The organism is Niastella soli (genome assembly GCF_017742245.1).
Classification (GTDB): domain Bacteria; phylum Bacteroidota; class Bacteroidia; order Chitinophagales; family Chitinophagaceae; genus Niastella; species Niastella soli.
Genome location: NZ_JAGHKO010000004.1, coordinates 281244 through 302243 on the forward strand (window position 1 = coordinate 281244; position 21000 = coordinate 302243).

The window sequence follows — 21000 nt, forward strand, 5'->3', positions numbered from 1 at the left end:
AACGTTACAGGTTTCAAGTTCATGGTTGCAAGGCTATACATAATTTGTATCCCCTGAAACTAGAAACTTGTGCCCTGTAACGTGTTCCTCTCCGGGGGTATATTTGCTTTCTCTTTCACAAAATCCACATACATATACTTGAAGTTTATTACCATCTCCTTAAACTGGTTCATAATGTCCTGGCCTAAATTGCCATAGTATAACTTATCTTTTGGGGTAGAGCTGGTTGTTTTCACAGCCACGTCTTTCAACAAGGCGCTTTGTCCGGCAACGGTGATAGGCACTTGTGACAGGCGGTAGGCTTTTGATTTGGCAACGCCACCAGCGCCGCCGATCTGCATTTCAAAGGAGGTACCAGCTGTATCGATGAGGGTTTTATAGTCATGGTAAAATGGTTCATTCAAAAAGGTGAACTGGGCGCCGGTATCGAATGTAAATGCCAGCGTATCCGTATTATAGCCAACCGAGATCACCGGTAACAATTCATCCACTCCAAAATTGCGGATTTGGCGATCAACAGCCACCTTCGGTACAGTCAGGTTATATTTATCAATGCGTATCTCCTGCAATTGTTCAATTATAGGGAACCCGAGAATGCCTTTAATAGTATATAACCCACGGGCAAAAGAAAGAGCGCTGTCGGGAAAGATCATAAATACCACATTTTTTACAACTATGTCACCCAGCTTTAATTCATCGGCAATGCCCAGGCTGGCAGTAACATGCAAACCGGTAATGGCCCTTACTTTAAACCGAACGTTCAATTTACGCAGATAAGCTTTACGGGCATAGGATTCCGTTATTACAGAAAGATTGGCACCAGTATCGAAAACAAAATAAAAGGTACTGTCTATAAAGTTTACCGGAACAGTGATCAACCCCGCCAGATCGCGCCGGTACGCGATTTGGGTGTCGCGGGAAACGGTGGTTGTTTGCGGAGGCACATCCTGTAAACCCTTCCAGATAATATCAGAATTGCGAACATCATCGCGTTCGCCGGGCGACAGCGCACTCCGGTACTTGCGTAATAAAAGCTGGGTAGTAAGATGAGCGTCGCGGTATTGGTGAAGCTTTACATGATTGTCCACTTTTTTCATCAGCAAATTGCCGATCTCGTATATGGTAAGCTGCTTTTTGTAGCCCCCCAGTAACTGGGCGATCTCAATATTGGAGGTGGTAAGATCGTGAAAAAAGTTATGTAAAAAGGCCTGGTAATAAAGCCTTCTGTATACAGGCAACTGACGATAGGCATCACTTTGCAATTCGCGTTGCAACTCAAAAAAATGCCTGCGTACCAACAAACTATCCAGCCGATTGGTATCGGTAGCATGCAAGACAAATCCTGTGAAGAAACAAATAAAGAATAAAATTATCCGCATGGTGTCAAAATTAAGCTACCTTATCTTTGTTCCGTTATGAAAAAAAATGAACTGATCAATGAACTGATACGAGCACGCAGAAGTGTGTTTACACAACAATTTGAACCAGGAAAAGTTATTCCGGATGAGATCATTTGGCAAGCTCTTGAAAACGCTAACTGGGCGCCCAATCATAAGTTTACCGAACCCTGGCGGTTTACCGTTTTTACTGGTAGCGGATTACAAAAACTGGCCGAACAACAGGCAAGGGTCTATAAAGAATATGCCGGCCCAAAATTCAAGCAAAATAAATACGAGCAAATGCAGGTAATGCCACAGCAATGCTCGCATGTGATCGCCATTGGTTGTAAACGCCATACGGATCAGCTACCCGAAATGGAAGAAGTTGCCGCCGTAGCGTGTGCGGTACAGAACATTTACCTGACTATTTCAGCGTATGAAAATATTGGCGGTTACTGGAGCACCGGTGGGATCACTTTTATTGAAGAAGCAAAACCGTTGTTTAATTTGGGCCCGGATGATGTATTGATGGGTTTCTTTTACCTGGGCTATGTTAAAGTTCCATCTGTTTCGGGTAAACGAAAACCGGTGCAGGAAAAAGTTACCTGGGTAAGTTAAAAGCTAATATTTTGGCAGGAGAGGACTTTGAACGGCGGCAGAACCAGTCGCGGTTCGAAGTTTTTTCTTTTTGGGGGCTTTTTGGACAGGATTTTGCCCGTAATACGGTGGATGGCGGTCAGTGATCAATGAAAATCTTTGAAGGTTTTGCTGCTGCGATGACCCAACCAGATGAAAATGACAGGAATAAACAGAATTAAGATCAGGGAGATTAAACCAAGCATACAAATCAATTTTACAGAATGTATTGGATAGGTTATTGAAACGAATAAAGTATCTAGTTTAGTATAAGTATTTTCCCCAATATGGGCTAAAAGTGGTCTAAAAACGGTTTTCCATGATCAGGATCAGTCATTTAGTTCTGGGATCCAGGATTCAGAATTCCAGGTTAAAGATTCACTGTTCAAAGTTGACAGCCTTCAGTGCCAATGTTTTTAAGTTCTTAAATTGATTTCGGCCAATTGGACGCGAGTCATTTTCATGTATTCTGTTCATTTCAAGAATACCGACTGCTGGCTGGAGCAAGGAATGATTCTATAGTCTGTAAACCAGCAAAGCCCCCTCTTTAAAGCTTATATATATATCTAACCATAATTAACATTATGTTAAATAGGTTATTGAAGAAAACAGGCCTGCTATTCCTTTATGGATTGCGTTATATATATTCCGATCATCCCTAATAAGACCCCTAGCCCCAGCGACAGGCTTGTAATCGAGCATAATTTGCCAACAAGAAGAAATTGAAAATAAAAAGCAACAACGGAAGCAAATAGTAAAATCGGTATACCCTTCCAGGCGGCTGGCAGCAGAATACCCAGCCCTTTTACCAACAATTTGGTACCACGTTTTTCCTCATCAAGCGTTCCAGGTGTCCCCATGATGCTGATAAACAGGAATACATATCCCATAACATTAAAAGAAAGATAGAACAGAATGTTTCCCTTGAATAAATGCATACATTAAGTTGTTATTGGATTTCTAATTTCCAGCGACTGGCTTGTTTCGTAAGTATTTGATTATGGATCGAGTACGTGTAAAACTATCACATATAAACTGTTTTTGCAAGCGACGGGCTGAGGCAGTTATAAGGCTCCTATCGAGGTATGCGATTTGCGGCAATAAAATAAGGAAATGGTTAAGCTTTATAGGTCTGAGACATTCAAGAACCCAATAAATGGATGGTATATGCCAACAAAAAAAGCAATAAAACGTGCCCGGCGCGACAAACGGCAAGGTAAATCAGCCAGTACGCAGGCTGGTGAGTTTGTGAAAGAAGAAATAGATAACATTCGCAAAGGAAAACATGGCGCCCGAAACACAAAGCAAGCCATTGCAATTGGATTATCTGAGGCCCGCCGGGCCGGGGTTAAATTAAAACCACCCAAAGCGGGCACTACTTCAGAAAAAACAAGAAAGCAGGCTGAGCGGGAATTAAAACAGGGAGCCAGCCATAAACCCGTATCTGCCAGGCGTTCCCGGGCAAGGGTCAAGGCATTAAAACGGGAAAGCACTACTGCAGCCTCACATGAGGCCCTCTCCCGCCAGGCACATTCCGCAGCCCGGCGCCGTACAGCTACCGACCGTTCAGCTGCTGCAAAAAAAGCGGCACAAACAAAAGGACCACGTAAACGATCACAAGCTGCTAAAAAAGCGGCACGTACCCGCGCCCGTACCGGTCATTAAAGTAATGACCTTGAAGTCATCGAAATAAAAAAACGCAGCTTGGAAAAGCCGCGTTAAATTGATTGAAAAATTAAACCCTTAAACCCATGCGCACGATTGTTCAGCGCATTCGTAAAGGTAATAGCCAGCTATCAATTGATGAATAGTAGTCAATTAAAAGAAAATTAAAATACTTTTCCCCTAATACAGGATAAGCACTAAATAATAAATCCTCCCGATGTATCGGAAGGATTTATTATTAAACTTCGTTTATACCTATTAGTGCTTTCTATCAATATTGTTGTACTTGTCGGTATACTTTGTTACGCTCTCTTGTATTTTCTTGATGTCGCCATCGATCGTTTTAACACCAGCTACATCTTTCTTTGCTTCAGCCTGGCGTTTCTTTTGCTCCAGCTGATTTACTTTTTCTTCGTTGATGATGATGAGCAGGTCAAGAGCATTTTTCAGGTTGTCTTTGTCTTCCATTTTCAATTTACCCTGACCATCGAGCAACTCGTCAACTTTAGTTAAGTAAGGTACAGCCTGTTCAAACTTCTTGGCAGTTTCTGCACGCAGTTCGTCTTTCTTCTTTAATTGATCAGGCGTTAATTTAACACCACCAGCAGGACGAATATTCTTGTTCTCATTATTGATCTCAACACCCTGGTTGTAATAGATCTGACCTAACACCATGTTGGCATTGGCAAAATCAGGTTTTTTCTCCAGGGTTTTGCCCATTACATCGATGGCTCTGTTGATCAGTTCTTTTGAATTGGCCGGACGTTTGCTGGCATCAGGATCATACCCTGTTTGATATAACTCTACACCATAGTTAAACAGGAAGAGGTAGTTATCAGGGTTTTCTTTTATAACCTGCTCATATTTTTTAAACAGGTCTTCTTTGGTTCCTTTTTCACGAGCCAGGTCCAGTTCAAAACCAGTCCAGAAAGGATCATTTGGATATACTTCTTTACCCAGCTGAGCGAATTTAGAAGCGTTGGCGGCATCATCTTTTCTGCGATAATAGTCGGCCAGCCACTTGTAAATTTCTACGAAGCCCTCGCCTTTTGCTTTTGCTTCAGCGATCTTTCCGTAGTAAACAGCGGCATCATCGGGTTTCTGAGCCTTTTCAGCAGAAATACCAGCATATAAAGTGGTGGTAGTATCCAGCTTAATAGGTATAATACCTTTTGACGACAACAGGTCGAATACTTCCAGGGATTTTTTGAAGTTTATAAACGCATCATTGTAATTGTTAGCGTTATAAAAAGAGGCGGCATCTTTTGAGTAACCGGTATACAGGTCAATCAGCGGTGCATTGTTATCCAGGGTTAACTGGATATTTCTTTTTGCCGCATCCTTTTCCTTGCTTTCCAGTTCCAGATACTGCTTCATGGCTTCCAGAGAAGTACCGCGGGCATCAGGTACCGATGATTTCAGGGAAGAATCAGCGGCGATAGCACCATATATTTTGGCCTTTGTATACCACGCGTCTGCAACCGTTTTATTTTTCTCAACGGCCATTACATTATCGATCTCGGTTTTGGCGTCGTTGAGTTTTTTCTTGGTTAGCAGGTCTTTAGCCTTATCGAGTTTCTGGGCCTGTGACAAGAAACCAATTACAGCGAGCAATGCTGTCAGAAACAATTTTTTCATCTGTGTGTATGTTTTATATTAGAGCTTTTGCACCTAATTATTCATTAACCGGTTCATCAGTGCCGGGTTCTTCGCCTTCATTCGAAGCATCACTACTTTCATCAGATGCAATCTCACTGCCATCGGTTGCCTCAGCAACTGTAGTTCCCTCAGCTTGTGCTTCTATATCACCGTTTTCTTCATTTTCTTCTTCTTCATTATCATCCAGTTTGGTGATAGCGGCTATTTCATCGCCATCATCAAGGCGAATTAATTTAACACCTTGTGTATTCCGGCCCAGCTCGCTGATCCCTTCAGCCGGCATACGAATGGTCATACCACTTTTACAGGTGATCATCAGGTCTTCTTTTGCTGCTACGTCCAGCATACCTACCAGTGAACCGGTTTTTTCGGTCACGTTCAGGGTCTTAACCCCTTTACCGCCCCGGTTGGTGATGGGATAATCCTCTAATGGCGTTCTTTTTCCGTAACCTTTTTCGCTCACAACCAACACGCTACGAGAGTTATCTTCCTTGCTGACACATATCATGCCAATAACTGCATCATTTTCATCATCTACATCAATTCCGGATACGCCAATGGCGCCACGTCCGGTTGCACGTACTTTTTCTTCTGCAAACCTGATGGCGCGACCGCTTTTTACAGCCATCATGATCTCACTGTTGCCATTGGTTAACTTGGCAACCAGCAGTTCATCCCCTTCCACAATAGTAATGGCATTTACGCCGGTAGTACGGGGGCGGCTGAAATCTTCCAGGGCTGTTTTCTTAATGATCCCCTTCTTGGTAGCCAGTACAATGTTGTGAGATTTTACAAACTCCTCGTTTTCGAGGTCCTGGATATCAATGATCGCTCTGATCTTGTCATCAGGCGGTAATTGGATCAGGTTCTGGATGGCACGGCCCTTACTGGTCTTATCACCTTCTGGTATTTCATATACATTCAACCAGTAACAGCGTCCTTTTTCTGTAAAGAACAACATGGTATGGTGTGAAGATGCCACAAACAGGTGTTCAATGAAATCTTCTTCACGGGCTTTGCTACCCTTGGCCCCACGGCCACCACGGCGCTGGGCGCGGAATTCAGTAGCTGAAGTACGTTTAATATAACCCAGGTGAGAAATGGTGATCACCACATCTTCTTCCTTGATCAGGTCTTTTATTCTTACTTCATTATCGAGATAAGTGATCTCTGTTTTGCGGGCGTCGCCGAACTTTTCTTTTACTTCTGCAAGCTCTGTTTTAATAATATCGTACCGCATACCTTCATTGCTTAACAGTTCACGCAGATGTCCGATAAGGCGTTGCAGTTCTTCAAACTCTTCGCGGATCTTGTCGCGTTCCATGCCGGTTAACCGTTGTAAACGCAGCTCGAGGATGGCGCGGGCCTGCACTTCATCGAGCCCCCAGCCTGCATTGATCAGGCTTTCGCGGGCAATTTCCGGTGTAGCCGATGCACGGATCAAGGCGATCACTTCATCGAGATGGTCCAGTGCGATCAGGTAACCCTGTAAAATATGGGCTTTCTTCTCGGCTTCACGCAACTCAAATTGGGTACGGCGCACCACTACTTCATGACGGAATTCCACAAACTCACTGATCATATCTTTTACGTTCAGTGTTTTGGGACGGCCTTTTGACAGGGCCACGTTGTTGATACCGTATGAAGTTTGCAGCTCGGTGTACTTATACAGCTGATTGATCACAACGTTGGCAATAGCGTCACGTTTAAGATCAATTACGATACGAGTTCCTTCTTTTGCGTTTGATTCATTGTTCACATGCGCAATGCCTTCAATCACTTTTTCATTCACCAGCTGACCGATCTTATCGCACAGCGCATCGCGGTTCACCTGGTAAGGCACTTCGTTTACAATGATGGTTTCGCGCCCACTGGGTTTTGTATCCACGGTGAGTTTACCACGCAGCACCACCCGGCCTCTTCCAAAATGCATCCCAGCCCGTACGCCTTCCATACCGTAAATGATACCACCGGTGGGGAAGTCAGGGGCTTTAATGTGCTGCATCATCTCATCGATGGTGATGTCGCGGTTATCGATATAGGCTATACAGCCATCAATTACTTCGCTGAGGTTATGCGGCATCATGTTGGTAGCCATACCAACCGCAATACCACTTGAGCCATTTACCAGCAGGTTGGGGATACGTGCAGGCAAAATGGAGGGCTCTCTTTCCGAATCATCGAAGTTGGGCTGAAAATCAACGGTATCTTTATCGATATCCATCAACATGAATTCAGCCAACCTGTCGAGCCTGGCTTCTGTATAACGCATGGCGGCAGGACCGTCGCCATCCTGGTTACCGTAGTTACCCTGGCCATCAACAAGGGTATACCGCATGCTCCACTCCTGTGCCATACGCACCATGGCGTCGTACACGGATGAGTCACCATGCGGGTGATATTTACCCAACACCTCTCCTACAACACGCGCCGATTTTTTATACGCCCGGTTATAATTCAGGCCCAGTTCGTTCATGGCGAACAATATGCGCCGGTGAACCGGTTTCAAGCCATCGCGTACATCGGGCAAGGCACGGCTTACGATTACTGACATCGAGTAATCGATGTACGCCGTTTTCATTTGCTCTTCGATATTTACAGGGATGATACGATTCTCATCGTTTGTTTCCTGTGGGGTGAAGTTTTCTTCCATACTTGTTTTACAGAAATGATTTACATCCGTTTATTGATAAGTTGGATGGGGGGCAAAAATACCCTATTTAGGCGTGAAAACGCGTGAATTGGAAGGGTTTTTTAGCCCTAAATTTTATCAACAAATGTTAAAAAAGGGCGGTGGGAAAGGCAGATGGCAAAAGGCAGACAAGGAAGGGCAGACGGCAGACAAAGCAGGCAATAGGAAATAGGCAATGGGCAATGATAAAACGGCCCTCCTACCCCACCAGCCAGCGGATCCGGCGGGTCCGGGGTCCTATATTTTCCATTGGTGTTATTGCAACGGCTTGCAGCCTGTATTTGCTTTCGGCTATAGCATTGGGCTGTTTCATGCTGCCTTTTGCGGTTCACCGTTTGCCGTTTGCCGTCTGCCGTTTGCCGTCTGCCGTTGCCGTCTGCCGTCTGCCTTATTGCCCATTGCCTTTCGGTATTTATTAGAATTTCATTAACAGGTATATCAGTTTTCACTATGCGTTTTCAGAGAGGGGTTACCATTTGGGGTAACCGGGTATAACATGTTTCAACGTGGAAAACTACCTGCATTTTTAACGTCTCTTTTTATAACTTTTCCATTTGAGTATTTGGTACAATTACTGCCAAGTTTTAACTTGCATATTAGCTTAATTCACCCCCCGGTATCCTAGTTAAAACAGCCTTTAACCACCTGAGCCTGCGACCTACTGATTGTACTTTCAATATGAAGTAGCTGAATACAGCTACCTGCTTGCATTATATTTTACTGAGTTTATGAACCAATACCTACTATTACGCGATAATAAACAAACAGGCCCATATACAGCCCAGGAGCTGTCGGCCAAAGGGTTGAAACCTTATGACCTGGTATGGTTAGAAGGTAGAAGTGCCGCATGGCGTTATCCCGGTGAAATTGAGGAACTGAAGGCATTTGCCCCGGTGGTTGAAGAACAGCCCTATGACCGCTTTTATAATAAGGCGGGTACAGAATCTGCCCAGCAACAGGCGGCGGAAACCACCACCATTGAGGAAACCCAGCCTGTAAACAAACAGGTGGAACAAACCTCCAAACACATTTACGTAACCATGCCGAAGGGCAAGGCCCAAACCACCAATACACCCGTCGCCAAAAAGGAAGAAGCCAAACCGGTCACAAAACAAAATGACAAGAACGAAAATACAGGCAGCACTCAAAAAAAAGCGGCCGCCGCAACCTATATTATTTCCGAAGAAGACGATGAACTGAATAGTGGATTGCTGAAAGGGTATAATTCCAGGAAAAAGGAAGACGATGAGATCAACAGCGGGTTCATGAATGAATACGAGTCGAGAAAGGCAGCCTGGTCAAAAAACAAATCAGGTAGCCCGGCCGTAAAACAAACCGAAAAACCGGTTGAAAAAGCAACTACCTATTCCAAAAAGGAAAAGGGGTCGTCAACCACCAAAACCCCAACAAGCCAATTCGACCTGAAGGCACTGCTGGCAGGGTCAAGCCACTATTTGCAAAACAATAAAAACCTGACCCGGGCACTGGTTGCCGCCGTATTGATACTAGGTGGGGTAGTCATAGGCCTGGTAATAAACTCAGGACATAAACAACCCGATACCGAGGCGCTGGAAAGCCTGGTGAAAGAGATCAGAGATAAACAGAATGAAAAAGCCAGCACTACCAGCCGTGGCAACCCTGAAGTGGCTCAAAAAAGACACGAGCGCCGGGAAGCCGAACGTTATACAGACAATGAGAATACCGAGCAGGCGTCTTCACCGGCAACCACGCCAGCCAACGAGCCAGGCATGCGGCATGCGGTCCTTAAAAAGGAGAACATTGTGGTAACACCCCCTCCCAGCCCTCAGAAATCCATAACAGTACCTGTTTCCAATACCGGTACCCAACCGGTTGAAACTACGCCAGCCGTTATGGAACCCAGGGAAAAAGCAATTGATAAAGAAATAATTGAAAAAGCGCGAAAGAATATATATGAACAGGTGCATGTTGAAGCCAGTGCCTTCAAGGTAGGTTTACTGGGTGGCATTTCCGATCTGGATATAACAGTGCAGAACACCAGTTTGTATGCCCTTGATCAGGTTGCTGTAGAGATAAAGTATTTTGGCCCGGAAAAGAAACTGGTAAAAACGCAAACACTTCTTTTTAATAACGTTCCACCTGGCAAAAGAAGAACACTGGAAGCGCCAAGTACAAGACGTGGCATTACCATTGATTATTCTATTACCACCATTAATTCAAAAGCGCTGGGTTTAGCGCAAACAGGATTCTGAGGAAGATTCTACAGTTCTTTTCTCGTTTTCCACATTTATCGCGTCTGGCATAGTTTTTAGACTTCATTTGATGCTGGCACAGTTTTTTTAAAAGTTAGGTGCTTCTTTTAAGATGATGAAAATTGATTCATCTAAGGAGTTAAAAAACCATTTTGCTTTATGGATAAAACTGTTGCCACGTTTATTGGTGTTGTATGTGCGGTAATAGGTCTACATGCCACCCGTGCAATGAACCAATCCAATATAACAGGTAAAGTATCGTCAGAAAGAGATTCTGTTTGGGTATATGCAGTGAGTGGAAATGATTCTTTAAAAACAATGGTAAGTAATGGTCAGTTCCGGTTCAAAGTAAGACCAGGGTCCTGGCGGGTTACAGTTACAAAGGATCATGAAAAGAATGAAGGAGTACATCTGGTTCAGGTAACAGAAGGGCGAACACTTGATATGGGCACGATCATTCTAAATTAAAAATATTAAATAAGGGACGGTTCAAAACCAAAAGAGCTGGTGTTCGTCACCGGCTTTTTTTATTTCCTCCAGTCCGCTAATATGGGTCGCTCATAAACTCAAATTCAGCTGGCTTATGTTTATCTGCATTCCCGATTAAAGACTACAGCTTAAAGCTTATAGCAGCCATCAATTGATCCCGTATTCTCCCTATCTTGCATATAGAATTGTTTCCCATGCAAAATATTCTTGTGTTTGGCACAATCAATTCAGCAGCCTCATTGATCGATTATCTGTTGAAAGAAGCTGCTTTCTACAACTGGTTCATCACTGTTGCTGCAACAACACCTGTAACCACTTTAGCCAACACCACTTCAAATCTCCAAACGGTATTATTACATCCTGACAATGAAACCGAACGTCAGCAATTGATCGCAGCGGCCGATCTCGTGATCTCGCTGTTACCTACAACCCTGCACACATTTATTGCAGCTGATTGTTTGCGGTTCAACAAGAATTTATTGACGCCCTCCTATATCGACGACACCCTGGCGGGAATGCATACCGCCATAAAACAACAAAACCTGTTGTTCCTATGCGAAATGGGACTTAATCCCGGTATCGATCATATGAACGCCATGCAACATATTCACCGCATTAAAGCCAATGGCGGCACCATTACTTCCTTTAAATCTTATTGCGGTGGATTAATATCACCCGAAAGCGATGATAACCCCTGGCATTATAAAATGACCGGTGGCCACTACAATATTGTACTGGCCGGGAAAGATGGGGCTGTCTTTAAAGAAAATGGAGCCGTATATCAATGGCCATATGAGCAATTGTTCGATCCTAACCGGGTCATTCATATTCCCGATTTTGGCTACCTGGCCTGGTATCCCAATCGCGATTCGGTACATTATATGTCACTCTACGGCCTGCCCAATGCCAGCACCTTCATGCGCAACATATTACGTTATCCTGAGTTTTGTTTTGGCTGGAAAAACATTGTGGAGCTGAAACTGACCGATGCCACCAAACGGTATGATACAAATGGATTGACACTGCAACAATTCTTTCAGGAACATTTCGCCAGTCATGGGTTTGGGGAATGGATAGAAAAACAATTGACGTCGCGTTTTACGCAAACCAAACAATTGCTCGAAAAATTGCAACAGTTGTTGGAAGCCGAACAGGAAGCCAGCGAAGACGAACGAAATGCGCTGCAGGATTTCATGATGGTTGACAACAATGGGCACCTGATGGACGTGAACCTGGACTCTATAAAAAACCAGGCAGCCGCTACTGTGGCCGGACAAATGCACGAAGCCAACCTGTCGATGAAACAGCTTTTCTTTTTAGGGATGGACGACGACCAAACGCTGATAAATAAAGGAGATTGCAGTGCGGCCGATATATTGCAGTTTGCCATGGAACAAAAATTATTACTACAACCAGCCGATAGAGACCTGGTGGTATTGCAACACGAGATCCATTATGAGCTGAATGGAGAAAAACACCTGGCCAGCAGCAATCTGGTTGTAAAAGGCGAGGACCACCTAAACACAGCTATGGCCAAAATAACTACGTTATCGTTAAGCATTGCTGCCAAACAAATATTGCAGGGCAATATTCACGAAACCGGTTTGCACATCCCGGTTATGTCATCGGTGTATGTTCCTGTATTACAAGAGTTGGAAAAGAACGGGATACGCTTTGTAGAAAACGATATTATTATACAATAGCCGTCAAAGGAAAATCACCCATCAATATCTGTTGTACATCCTGCACCGGCATATTAAACCAGTTCTGCAGCACGGAAGCATACAGTGATCTGAAATCGTGTTGCATAGGCACATTATCATTTACGGTCGCTTTTTCAGGAATAACCGGGTTTGAACCGATGATGCCGGGTTTTATGGCATTGCCAAAATAAAACACGGGGGCTGCCGCTCCATGATCGGTGCCACCGCTGGCGTTGCTTTTAATTCTGCGGCCAAACTCCGAGAAGGTCATACCCATTACCCTGTCTTCTATTTGCAGGAACTTCAGGTCGTTCATAAAAGCGCCAATGGCTTCCGAAACGCGTTGCAACAGTTTCGCATGGGTTCCGGTGGTGGTATCGGTTTCAGTTTGTTTGGCATGGGTATCAAAACTACCCGTGCTCACCATATATACTTTTGTTTTCAACCCGCCGGCAATAAGACGGGAAACGATCTTTAACTGGTCGGCCAGGGGATTTTTACCCGCAGCAGGCCAGTCGGGCGATTGAGTGGTGACCTTTTGTGCCGCCTTTTTGATCACCGTAGCGTACTGATCGGTCTTCTGGCTCATGAGTTCGATGTAATCCAGTTGCTCGCCCCAGCGCGAATTAGCATTTACATTTACCTTTCCCTCTACCAGCTTATAAAAACCGGCCGGATTGCTGATGGCCATTCCCATGGTGAACAGGGGGCCCTGCAAAGCTGTTGACACCACCGCTCCTACCTGGATGGCCAGCGGATCGGGCATTGCTTCATTGGGGAAATTATCAGGGAATTGGGGATACACATCGTTCAGGAACCGTCCTGCCCAACCAGAAGACACCACTTTATCACTGTCGGAACCAGACATCCAGATATCGGTTGCCCTAAAATGTGAGAAGTTGGGTTTGGGATAACTTACCGCCTGCACTACCCCCAGTTTACCCTCATTGAACAGTTGATGCATATTAGCCATTGCCGGGTTAAAGGCAGTAGCATCGAAACCATTCAATCGTAATACTTTTTCCTGTGGAAGAAAAATATTCGGCCTTGCGGCTGTATAATTACTGTATTGATCGAAAGGGATCACTGTATTAAGGCCATCATTACCACCAGCCAGTTGAATAAGCACCAGCACGCGATCGTCATTCAAACGCGCATGGCGTGCGTGCAGACCTGGTGTTCCTGCAAGTGCTTTCAGGGAAACACCTTGCAAAAAAGAAGGCAATACAATGCCAGTAATTGTGTCCCGTAAGAATTTTCTGCGTTTCATAGTAATAGGTTTTACATTAACTGGTACTGGGGCAGGCTCATCATATATCTTAACAGGTTCTTTAACTTGTTGGTCACGTTCTTTGTGTTGGCGGCATCATCAGGTTTATCCTGCAGTTTTTGCCAGGCATCTGTCCAGTAATGATCGCTGGCCATGCCCTGCAAACCCTGTAACAGGATACCGGTTTTCATATACTGCTTCTCCTCAGCAGGCAGATCAACTGCGTATAACAAAGCGGTCAGTTCATCTATCAACTTATTGGGATCGCCAGGCGCCGATAACTGTTTGGCGTACTGCACCGGATCGATGGCTATTTTCATTCCATTGCGATTAAAACCAGTGGTCACCATGCGATCGGTAAAGGCCGTACGCTTGGGCAGAGTATCAGAACTGATCCATGATTTATCGAACATGGGTTCCTGATAATAAGCAGGCCAGCCGGCTACATTGGGTGGATCGCCTATATTCTGTTGCATTTGCGAAGCCGTTTGTTGAATGTTGGCCCATAAACCATATTGCTCAACAAAACTATTTTCACCGGGGAATGGAATACTGTATTCACGGCACAGACCAACCGCAAAGTCAACCGGACTTTTGATAATACCGCCGCGGTTGCCCATGTCAAAGAAATGCCGGCTGGTGAATAATTTCTCCAGCACGGGTTTTACTTCATAATTGTTCTGCCGAAAGACATGGGCGAGTGGCTCGATGATCGTTTTTTCCGTAGCCTCATCTATCTGATGGTAAACAAAGAACCGATACAATTTGCGGCAAATAAAACGGGCCACTTCGGGTTGTTGAAAAATAAGGTCCAGTAATTCATCCAGTTCCATCTCCCCTTCTTTTCCCTTACGGCCTTTTATTAGCTGGTTATTGTAAAACGGACTGAATTGTTTGTCGCTTTCGTCGTGGCGACCAGCATCGAAAGTACCATGCACATCAGGCAACGATTTATTATCGATGCGAAAACCGGTCAATATCCGGGCGGCAGCTTTTACATCGGCTTCGGTATAATGTGAACCTGGCCCCTTTCCTACCGTGAATAATTCCTGTAATTCGCGGCCATAATTCTCATCGGGCGCCTTTTTGGTATTGGCGTTCCCGTTCAGGTATTTAAGCATAGCCGCATCTATGGTCACAGCCCGTACCATGGCTTTAAAATTCCCCAACGCATATTGCCGCAACAACACATTGTGTTTGTAGATCATGGTGGGGTTATCAACCGAAGTTGTTTCTGTGGCAAAATGATTGTGCCAGAACAACACCATCTTTTCCCGCAGCGTGCGTTGTTGGTCCAGCATACAACCCATCCACCAGGCTTTGAACGAATTTCTTCTACGGCCACCATTCATACCGCTGTATTTGACAGCAGTGATCCAGGTTACACCTGGTTGAATTTCTTCGTCGGAATATTTATCGTCGTTGTAGTTATTGACAGGAGGCCCGGGAATGGGTTCCGCTGTATTCAGCAATTCCTGAATAGTATGGCGGAGTGATCTCGAAGTAAAATAATCGATGTCCTCCTTCTTTGCGCCAAACAGGGTGCGCTTCAATAAATGTTTTACTTCAGGCTGCCCCCATTTGCCTTTGTATTTTTTCAAGGATGTAGTTACGGACGGTACTGCCATTGCGAACGAATTTTGTTACACAGCTAATGCTAATCTAAGCAAATCACTTACCACTTCTTACAAAAAATATGTGAACGAAATGTTATGCGCAATGAGCATCCCATATTATTACTATAATACGGAATGCGTTTTTTTGCAGGGGACTATTTAGCTTTTAACAGCTCGATCAAATCCTGAATACCCTGGGTAGCCGGTTTTTCAATATTGGTGACATTGTATACCGAATTCGTGCCGGGGATCACCTTGTCAATTACGTACTTCGGAATATCCATAGGCGCATAATTTACGAGGCCGGCCGCCGGATACACTACCAGGGAAGTACCTACTACCACAAAAATATCAGCACTAAGCACTACGGGAACGGCTAACTGGATCAAAGGCACGGGTTCTTCAAACCAAACAATATGCGGGCGCAATTGCGCGCCATCTTCAGCCTTATCGCCCAGGTTAATGTCGCCCCGAATATCATACACCAGCGACTCATCAAATTCACTACGCATTTTGAATATCTCGCCATGCAAGTGCAACACTTTTTTTGAGCCTGCACGTTCATGCAGGTCATCGATATTCTGGGTAATAATGGTCACATCAAAATCGTCCTGCAATTTTGCAAGACCCAAATGCGCGGCATTAGGTTGCGCATCGAGCACATTTTTTCTTCGCTGGTTGTAAAACTCCAGCACCAGGGCCGGGTCTTTTTTCCAGGCGCGTGGGGTAGCTACATCCGTAACATTATATCCTTCCCATAATCCGTCACTATCACGAAATGTTCTTAATCCGCTCTCGGCACTTATACCTGCACCGCTTAATACTACGATCTTCTTTTTACTCATAACTCAAATATATGAAAAAGGAAGTAGTACCTACTGCCCTGCTTTCAATTTCGGCTTTGCTTTCCACTTTCTAAACCACCAGAATAATGCAGCAGCCGATAACCACAATGGCCACAGGGTAAGCAGCACAACCAGTAGCTCTCCCAACCAGTCCATACCATTACTCAGGGCATTCAGCACTCTTGTTCCGAATCCGGGTGATCTATCATGTTCGGCTGAAGCGTTCAGTACTTCATAAAATGTTAACTGAATGGTACTATAGGCAGCGGCATGCGTAAGATAACTTACCCGGCCGGCGCCGGCTTCTATTTCCTCCTGTATGTTGTTAATTTCCTCCTGCACTTTCAGGATGTCTTCCATGTTCTTAGCCTGTTTCAACAGATCGAGGTAGCGTAACCTGATCTGCCGTTTGGCTTCTGTTCTGGAACGGGTGTCAATCACTTCACCGGTAACATCCTGCGAAGTAACTTTCTGCGTTATAATATTTTCATCTGTAGTAGATGTCAGGGATTTTACCAGGTTATCAAACTGATCAACAGGGACCTTAATGGTAGTCACATTTTCGATCTTATATTCGGTTTTGGTTTGTTCTTCTTCAGCCACATAGCCACCGGTACGCTTTACCTGCTCATGTACAAAATCATTGAACGGTTTCTGTTTTTTTGCTTCAATGATCAACGTAGCATTTTTGATGATCTTTTTATCCCAGTCAATATGTTGAGCGGGAGCTGCGGCGCCTGTTTGCGGGGGCGCTTCTTCTTCTTTAATGGGCACCGGAGCATCGACAGTATCTAACACCCCATAAGCTGCATTTCTTTCCTGTGCCGGGATGTTTTTAGTGGTGGCAGCCAGTGCTACATCTGTAGTTGATCCCTGTTTTGATTCGCTATTACTATTGCAGGCAATAAGCAGCGTTATGGCTATCGAAGTTACCATTAACACGGGTTTATAAGCGGTAAACATAATAATAAAGTTTAGGTGTTATTTTTTAACGGTTAATGAACCGGCAGCCTGCACTAAATTGATGAACTCCTGGCGGTAACCATTGGCATCGTACCCCTTTGCGCCTTTGGCCAATTCAATCACCTGTTGATAGGAAGCCTGCTGTTTGAATTCAGAATTACGCAACAGCATACCAAAAGAGGCTACCGCAGCTGAGAACCGGAAATTATCAGAGGTATTAGCAAGCGCGAGATGTGAATCGTTAACGGGGTGAACGATCAGCATGCTTACATCGCCATCAGGCTTTTTATAGCGCAGTTTGATGGTCATGATCTCATCGCCGCCACTGGTAGCCAGGTCGGTTTTTGCCGGTTGATATTTCAAATCCTCCACTTTGCCGATGAACTCGCTTTTTACCCCGACAGGAATTACTTCATACAAAGCCGTTACGGTATGACCAGAGCCCAATTCGCCAGCGTCTTTCTTATCGTCGTTAAAATCTTCGGCGGCCATTACCCGGTTTTCATAACCAATAAGGCGGTAAGCCTGCACTTTGGCGGGATTAAATTCGATCTGGACCTTTACATCTTTAGCGATGGTGAATAGGGTGCTGCCAAACTCACTTACCAGTACTTTACGGGCTTCATTGATGTTATCGATGTAAGAATGGTTGCCATTCCCTTTATCAGCCAGTTGCTGCATTTTGTTATCCTTGTAATTACCCATGCCATATCCCAGTACACTTAGGAAAATGCCGCTTTTCCTTTCTTTTTCAATCATGGTAACCAGTTCATCATCGCTGCTGGCGCCTATATTAAAATCGCCATCCGTGGCCAGAATGATCCGGTTATTCCCACCTTTAATAAAATTTTCCTGCGCAACTTTATAGGCCAGTTGTATGCCCTCACCGCCTGCCGTTGACCCGCCTGCTTCCAGTTGATCAATGGCTTCTTTAATAGCTGTTTTATGGGAACCACTGGTAGCAGGCAATACCAGGCCGGCATTACCGGCATATACAACTATGGCTACTTTGTCATCGGGCCGCAATTGATCGGCCAGTAACTTCATAGATGATTTTACCAGGGGTAATTTGTTATCGTCTTCCATTGAACCAGACACATCTATTAAAAACACAATATTGGCGTTTGGCAGGTTCTGTACCGGGATCTCCTTTCCCTGCAAACCGATATGCACCAGGCGGTGCTGGGGGCTCCAGGGGCATTCAGACAATTCCGTATTTACTGAAAACGGGTCGTCGTTTTGCGGCTGTGGATACTTGTAATCAAAATAATTGATCATTTCTTCAATGCGTACCGCACCGGCCGGGGGAATGGTGCCATTGTTGATATAACGGCGAACATTACTGTAAGCGGCCTCGTCAACATCGATTGAGAAAGTAGATAAAGGGTTCTGTGTAGCGGCCAGGAATCTGTTCTCTACAATATGATCGTAATCTTCCGTATTGAACACTGCTGGTTTTTCGTCCTCTTTAACTTCTTCATCCTTTATAATAACGGGCGGAGTGAACTTGATATCTTTTACTGCTGGCGCAGGAGCAGGTGCAGGACCAATCATCACCTGGTCAAGCGACTGAGGTTGTACCATCACGCCTTTTGCTGAATCAGCTTTTGATTCGGATGTAGCTGCCCGGTTGTTACAGGCAATAAAACACCACAGCAGCAATGCTGCCAGCAATTGATATAAAAACTTCATGGCTATACGTTTTTAGGAGTGTATGCTTATGAGATGCAAGGAATTGAATATTACATAAACAGGTAAAAAGAAAATAATAAGCTTAAATACCGGTATTTTCTGATTAATACAGGAGGTGGGAAAAAGGTAACCTTTAAGAAAAGTTAAAGGAGCTAAAGGCAACGGGGGATCGAGGGGACTGGAATTGTTACAGGGCAGGTTACAGGTTGCAGATTCAGCGAGAAAACAGAAGCAGTTCTACCTTGTAACTTGTAATCTGCAACCTGTAACGGGCCCTTATTTAGCTAAAACAGAAAGTATTTTTTCGTGACTATAATTGCGCCAGCTCCATAATAGCTGCCCATTCTTCATCAGATACAGGCTGCACCGATAACTGACTAATGCGTACCAGCGCCATATTGGCCAGCCGCTTGTCCTTTTTAATGACGCTTAATGAAACGGGATGTTTCAGCTTTTTAAATGGTTTCAAGTCAACCGCCACCCAGCGTTCATCATCGGTGGAAGGGTCCTGGTAGGCTTCTTTTACCACTTTGGCAATGCCTACGATCTCCAATCCTTCATTGCTGTGATAGTATAATACTTCCTCACCCTTTTTCATGGTACGCAGGTTATTGCGCGCCGCATAATTGCGTACACCATCCCAAAAGGTCTGTTTGTCTTTTTCAAATTGTTCCCAGGGATATACAGAAGGTTCTGATTTTACCAGCCAGTAAGCCATAGTCGTTTTATATTAAAGGCGAAAGTAAGGAAAGTTTTATTAAGGCAATAGGCAATGGGCAATGGCCTCTTCGCGGCAGACGGCAGACAAGAAAGACAGTAGGCAGTGGGCAGGCAATAGGCAATTTGCTGACGGTTATGAATGAAGCTGTGGTACATTAAGCCGCGGGTTCTTTAGTTATTAGGTTATTAAGTTCTGGGGGATTTGTTTCCGGTCGCAGGCTCCCGGAACCTATAATCAAAAAACTCGCTTTGAAAATTCAAAGTCTCACTTACTATATAAAGGAACCCAATAACTCAAGAATTAAAAAACTCACAAACTAAAGAACTTAAAACCGAAAATAATCTTCCAATAAATAAATCTACATACAACAAACCCCCGTATCTAATTAAGATCATGATCAATAACTCAGAAACAAACTTACTTATCAATCACTCTTTCTAAACACACAATTATGAAATCGGTTAAAAGTTTTGCTATGCTGGTGGCAGCGGCTCTCGTTATGAATGCTTCGTTTGCACAAAAAATGGATAACACCGTAGAAGTTGGCGGTGCACCTATGTATGCTTCCAAAAATATTGTACAAAATGCCATAAACTCAAAAGATCATACAACACTGGTTGCTGCCGTTAAAGCTGCCGGTCTGGTTGAAACGCTGGAAACCCCTGGTCCGTTTACCGTATTCGCTCCTACCAACGAAGCCTTTACCATGTTACCTAAAGGCACCCTTGAAATGCTGCTGAAACCAGAAAACAAACCAACCCTCACCACCATCCTTACCTACCATGTGATAGCCGGCAAACTCGATTCAAAAGAATTATCCCGGTTGATCAAGGCCGGTAATGGCAAAGCGGAATTAAAAACAGTGGCCGGTGGCAAACTGTGGGCATCAATGAATGATAATAAAATTATGTTGACAGACGAAAAAGGTGGCATGGCTACCGTTACTATTCCAAACGTTTATCAAAGCAATGGCGTTATTCATGTAATCGATCATGTAGTGTTACCCAGGAGCTGATAAGGCCCATCAAGCCCCGTCCCGGCTGAGCCGGGATCGGGGCTTTTTTATTCGCTTATTTCTTTTTAACATTAGATCTTACAAGGCCCAGTCCCTTCCAAAAATCCGCAGGGTATGCCAGGGTATCAGGTTTACCCAGCCAGCCATTTACCAGGTCAAGTTCATAACCAGTATCCAGTTTTTGATAGCTGACAGACATAGTGGCAATTTTGTCCCAATCCCCAACATACCTGATACTGTCCAAGGAGGCGGGATACTCACCAAAGCGAACTTTATACAATTCAATTAAAGCTATGGCTGTTTTGAAATGCTGGTCGCCGAATTGTGTATTTGCCTGGTCTTTCAATTTTCCAAAGCCGCAGCCGGTAAACAATATTGACAATATTGTAACGGCAAAAAGTATTCTTTTTGTCTTCATGGTAAT

17 protein-coding genes are annotated in these 21000 nt (G+C 44.4%); 6 read left to right on the forward strand and 11 right to left on the reverse strand.

All coding sequences use genetic code 11. The features are described from left to right. Positions 1 to 59: 59 nt before the first annotated feature. Positions 60 to 1379 carry a pepsin/retropepsin-like aspartic protease family protein gene (locus J7I42_RS15980; protein WP_209139834.1) on the reverse strand — a complete coding sequence of 440 codons (1320 nt, stop codon included), beginning with the start codon at positions 1377 to 1379 and terminating at the stop codon, positions 60 to 62. Positions 1380 to 1415: 36 nt separating this feature from the next. Here J7I42_RS15980 and J7I42_RS15985 point away from each other — a divergent pair, with 36 nt between their 5' ends. Next, a complete protein-coding gene (locus J7I42_RS15985) occupies positions 1416 to 1997 on the forward strand; it encodes a nitroreductase family protein (protein WP_209139835.1) in 582 nt (193 codons plus the stop codon). Positions 1998 to 2632: 635 nt separating this feature from the next. Here J7I42_RS15985 and J7I42_RS15990 read toward each other — a convergent pair. After that, positions 2633 to 2953: a hypothetical protein gene (locus J7I42_RS15990; protein ID WP_209139836.1), complete on the reverse strand. Its 321-nt coding sequence runs from the start codon at positions 2951 to 2953 to the stop codon at positions 2633 to 2635. Between the two features lie 229 nt (positions 2954 to 3182). Between J7I42_RS15990 and J7I42_RS15995 the strand changes: the two genes are divergently transcribed. Beyond that, complete coding sequence (locus J7I42_RS15995) at positions 3183 to 3680, forward strand: DUF6496 domain-containing protein (RefSeq protein WP_209139837.1); 498 nt, start codon at positions 3183 to 3185, stop codon at positions 3678 to 3680. Positions 3681 to 3938: 258 nt separating this feature from the next. Here the strand turns inward: J7I42_RS15995 and J7I42_RS16000 are convergent, their stop codons facing one another. Continuing rightward, complete coding sequence (locus J7I42_RS16000; RefSeq protein ID WP_209139838.1) at positions 3939 to 5318, reverse strand: hypothetical protein; 1380 nt, start codon at positions 5316 to 5318, stop codon at positions 3939 to 3941. Positions 5319 to 5355: 37 nt separating this feature from the next. Beyond that, on the reverse strand, positions 5356 to 7992 hold the full coding sequence (gene gyrA / locus J7I42_RS16005; protein ID WP_209139839.1) for a DNA gyrase subunit A: 2637 nt from the start codon (positions 7990 to 7992) through the stop codon (positions 5356 to 5358). Positions 7993 to 8759: 767 nt separating this feature from the next. On the opposite strand from gyrA, the gene J7I42_RS16010 reads away from it, so the two are divergent. From J7I42_RS16010 to J7I42_RS16020, 3 genes are all read left to right on the forward strand, one after another. Next, the gene (locus J7I42_RS16010) at positions 8760 to 10262 is read left to right on the forward strand and encodes a DUF4339 domain-containing protein (RefSeq protein WP_209139840.1); all 1503 of its coding nucleotides are present in this window, start codon (positions 8760 to 8762) and stop codon (positions 10260 to 10262) included. A 159-nt stretch (positions 10263 to 10421) separates the two neighbouring features. Continuing rightward, on the forward strand, positions 10422 to 10730 hold the full coding sequence (locus tag J7I42_RS16015; RefSeq protein ID WP_209139841.1) for a hypothetical protein: 309 nt from the start codon (positions 10422 to 10424) through the stop codon (positions 10728 to 10730). A 215-nt stretch (positions 10731 to 10945) separates the two neighbouring features. Then, positions 10946 to 12454 carry a saccharopine dehydrogenase C-terminal domain-containing protein gene (locus J7I42_RS16020; protein ID WP_209139843.1) on the forward strand — a complete coding sequence of 503 codons (1509 nt, stop codon included), beginning with the start codon at positions 10946 to 10948 and terminating at the stop codon, positions 12452 to 12454. Here J7I42_RS16020 and J7I42_RS16025 read toward each other — a convergent pair. From J7I42_RS16025 to J7I42_RS16050, 6 genes are all read right to left on the reverse strand, one after another. Then, positions 12444 to 13724, reverse strand: a complete 1281-nt coding sequence (locus J7I42_RS16025) for a DUF1501 domain-containing protein (protein WP_209139845.1) — start codon at positions 13722 to 13724, stop codon at positions 12444 to 12446. The genes J7I42_RS16020 and J7I42_RS16025 overlap by 11 nt on opposite strands. An 11-nt stretch (positions 13725 to 13735) precedes the next feature. Then, positions 13736 to 15352, reverse strand: coding sequence for a DUF1800 domain-containing protein (locus J7I42_RS16030; protein WP_209139847.1), 1617 nt, complete (start codon positions 15350 to 15352; stop codon positions 13736 to 13738). Positions 15353 to 15495: 143 nt separating this feature from the next. Continuing rightward, positions 15496 to 16185: an SIR2 family NAD-dependent protein deacylase gene (locus J7I42_RS16035; RefSeq protein WP_209139848.1), complete on the reverse strand. Its 690-nt coding sequence runs from the start codon at positions 16183 to 16185 to the stop codon at positions 15496 to 15498. Positions 16186 to 16215: 30 nt separating this feature from the next. Further along, on the reverse strand, positions 16216 to 17148 hold the full coding sequence (locus J7I42_RS16040) for a DUF4349 domain-containing protein (RefSeq protein ID WP_209139849.1): 933 nt from the start codon (positions 17146 to 17148) through the stop codon (positions 16216 to 16218). 18 nt (positions 17149 to 17166) lie between these two features. Then, on the reverse strand, positions 17167 to 18840 hold the full coding sequence (locus J7I42_RS16045) for a vWA domain-containing protein (protein WP_209139850.1): 1674 nt from the start codon (positions 18838 to 18840) through the stop codon (positions 17167 to 17169). Positions 18841 to 19150: 310 nt separating this feature from the next. Then, on the reverse strand, positions 19151 to 19558 hold the full coding sequence (locus J7I42_RS16050; protein WP_209139851.1) for an EVE domain-containing protein: 408 nt from the start codon (positions 19556 to 19558) through the stop codon (positions 19151 to 19153). Positions 19559 to 20012: 454 nt separating this feature from the next. Between J7I42_RS16050 and J7I42_RS16055 the strand changes: the two genes are divergently transcribed. Further along, positions 20013 to 20576, forward strand: coding sequence for a fasciclin domain-containing protein (locus tag J7I42_RS16055; protein ID WP_209139852.1), 564 nt, complete (start codon positions 20013 to 20015; stop codon positions 20574 to 20576). Positions 20577 to 20631: 55 nt separating this feature from the next. Here the strand turns inward: J7I42_RS16055 and J7I42_RS16060 are convergent, their stop codons facing one another. Beyond that, positions 20632 to 20994: a hypothetical protein gene (locus J7I42_RS16060; protein ID WP_209139853.1), complete on the reverse strand. Its 363-nt coding sequence runs from the start codon at positions 20992 to 20994 to the stop codon at positions 20632 to 20634. Between the last annotated feature and the right edge of the window lie 6 nt (positions 20995 to 21000).

What these genes read in the sequence shown, in the direction of transcription:
- J7I42_RS15980 (WP_209139834.1), bottom strand. Translation starts at nt 1,379, where the DNA reads ATGCGGATAATTTTATTCTTTATTTGTTTCTTCACAGGATTTGTCTTG.
- J7I42_RS16050 (WP_209139851.1), bottom strand. Translation starts at nt 19,558, where the DNA reads ATGGCTTACTGGCTGGTAAAATCAGAACCTTCTGTATATCCCTGGGAA.
- J7I42_RS15995 (WP_209139837.1), top strand. Translation starts at nt 3,183, where the DNA reads ATGCCAACAAAAAAAGCAATAAAACGTGCCCGGCGCGACAAACGGCAA.
- J7I42_RS15990 (WP_209139836.1), bottom strand. Translation starts at nt 2,953, where the DNA reads ATGCATTTATTCAAGGGAAACATTCTGTTCTATCTTTCTTTTAATGTT.
- J7I42_RS16035 (WP_209139848.1), bottom strand. Translation starts at nt 16,185, where the DNA reads ATGAGTAAAAAGAAGATCGTAGTATTAAGCGGTGCAGGTATAAGTGCC.
- J7I42_RS16040 (WP_209139849.1), bottom strand. Translation starts at nt 17,148, where the DNA reads ATGTTTACCGCTTATAAACCCGTGTTAATGGTAACTTCGATAGCCATA.
- J7I42_RS16055 (WP_209139852.1), top strand. Translation starts at nt 20,013, where the DNA reads ATGAAATCGGTTAAAAGTTTTGCTATGCTGGTGGCAGCGGCTCTCGTT.
- gyrA (WP_209139839.1), bottom strand. Translation starts at nt 7,992, where the DNA reads ATGGAAGAAAACTTCACCCCACAGGAAACAAACGATGAGAATCGTATC.
- J7I42_RS16025 (WP_209139845.1), bottom strand. Translation starts at nt 13,724, where the DNA reads ATGAAACGCAGAAAATTCTTACGGGACACAATTACTGGCATTGTATTG.
- J7I42_RS16010 (WP_209139840.1), top strand. Translation starts at nt 8,760, where the DNA reads ATGAACCAATACCTACTATTACGCGATAATAAACAAACAGGCCCATAT.
- J7I42_RS16000 (WP_209139838.1), bottom strand. Translation starts at nt 5,318, where the DNA reads ATGAAAAAATTGTTTCTGACAGCATTGCTCGCTGTAATTGGTTTCTTG.
- J7I42_RS16045 (WP_209139850.1), bottom strand. Translation starts at nt 18,840, where the DNA reads ATGAAGTTTTTATATCAATTGCTGGCAGCATTGCTGCTGTGGTGTTTT.
- J7I42_RS16015 (WP_209139841.1), top strand. Translation starts at nt 10,422, where the DNA reads ATGGATAAAACTGTTGCCACGTTTATTGGTGTTGTATGTGCGGTAATA.
- J7I42_RS16030 (WP_209139847.1), bottom strand. Translation starts at nt 15,352, where the DNA reads ATGGCAGTACCGTCCGTAACTACATCCTTGAAAAAATACAAAGGCAAA.
- J7I42_RS16060 (WP_209139853.1), bottom strand. Translation starts at nt 20,994, where the DNA reads ATGAAGACAAAAAGAATACTTTTTGCCGTTACAATATTGTCAATATTG.
- J7I42_RS15985 (WP_209139835.1), top strand. Translation starts at nt 1,416, where the DNA reads ATGAAAAAAAATGAACTGATCAATGAACTGATACGAGCACGCAGAAGT.
- J7I42_RS16020 (WP_209139843.1), top strand. Translation starts at nt 10,946, where the DNA reads ATGCAAAATATTCTTGTGTTTGGCACAATCAATTCAGCAGCCTCATTG.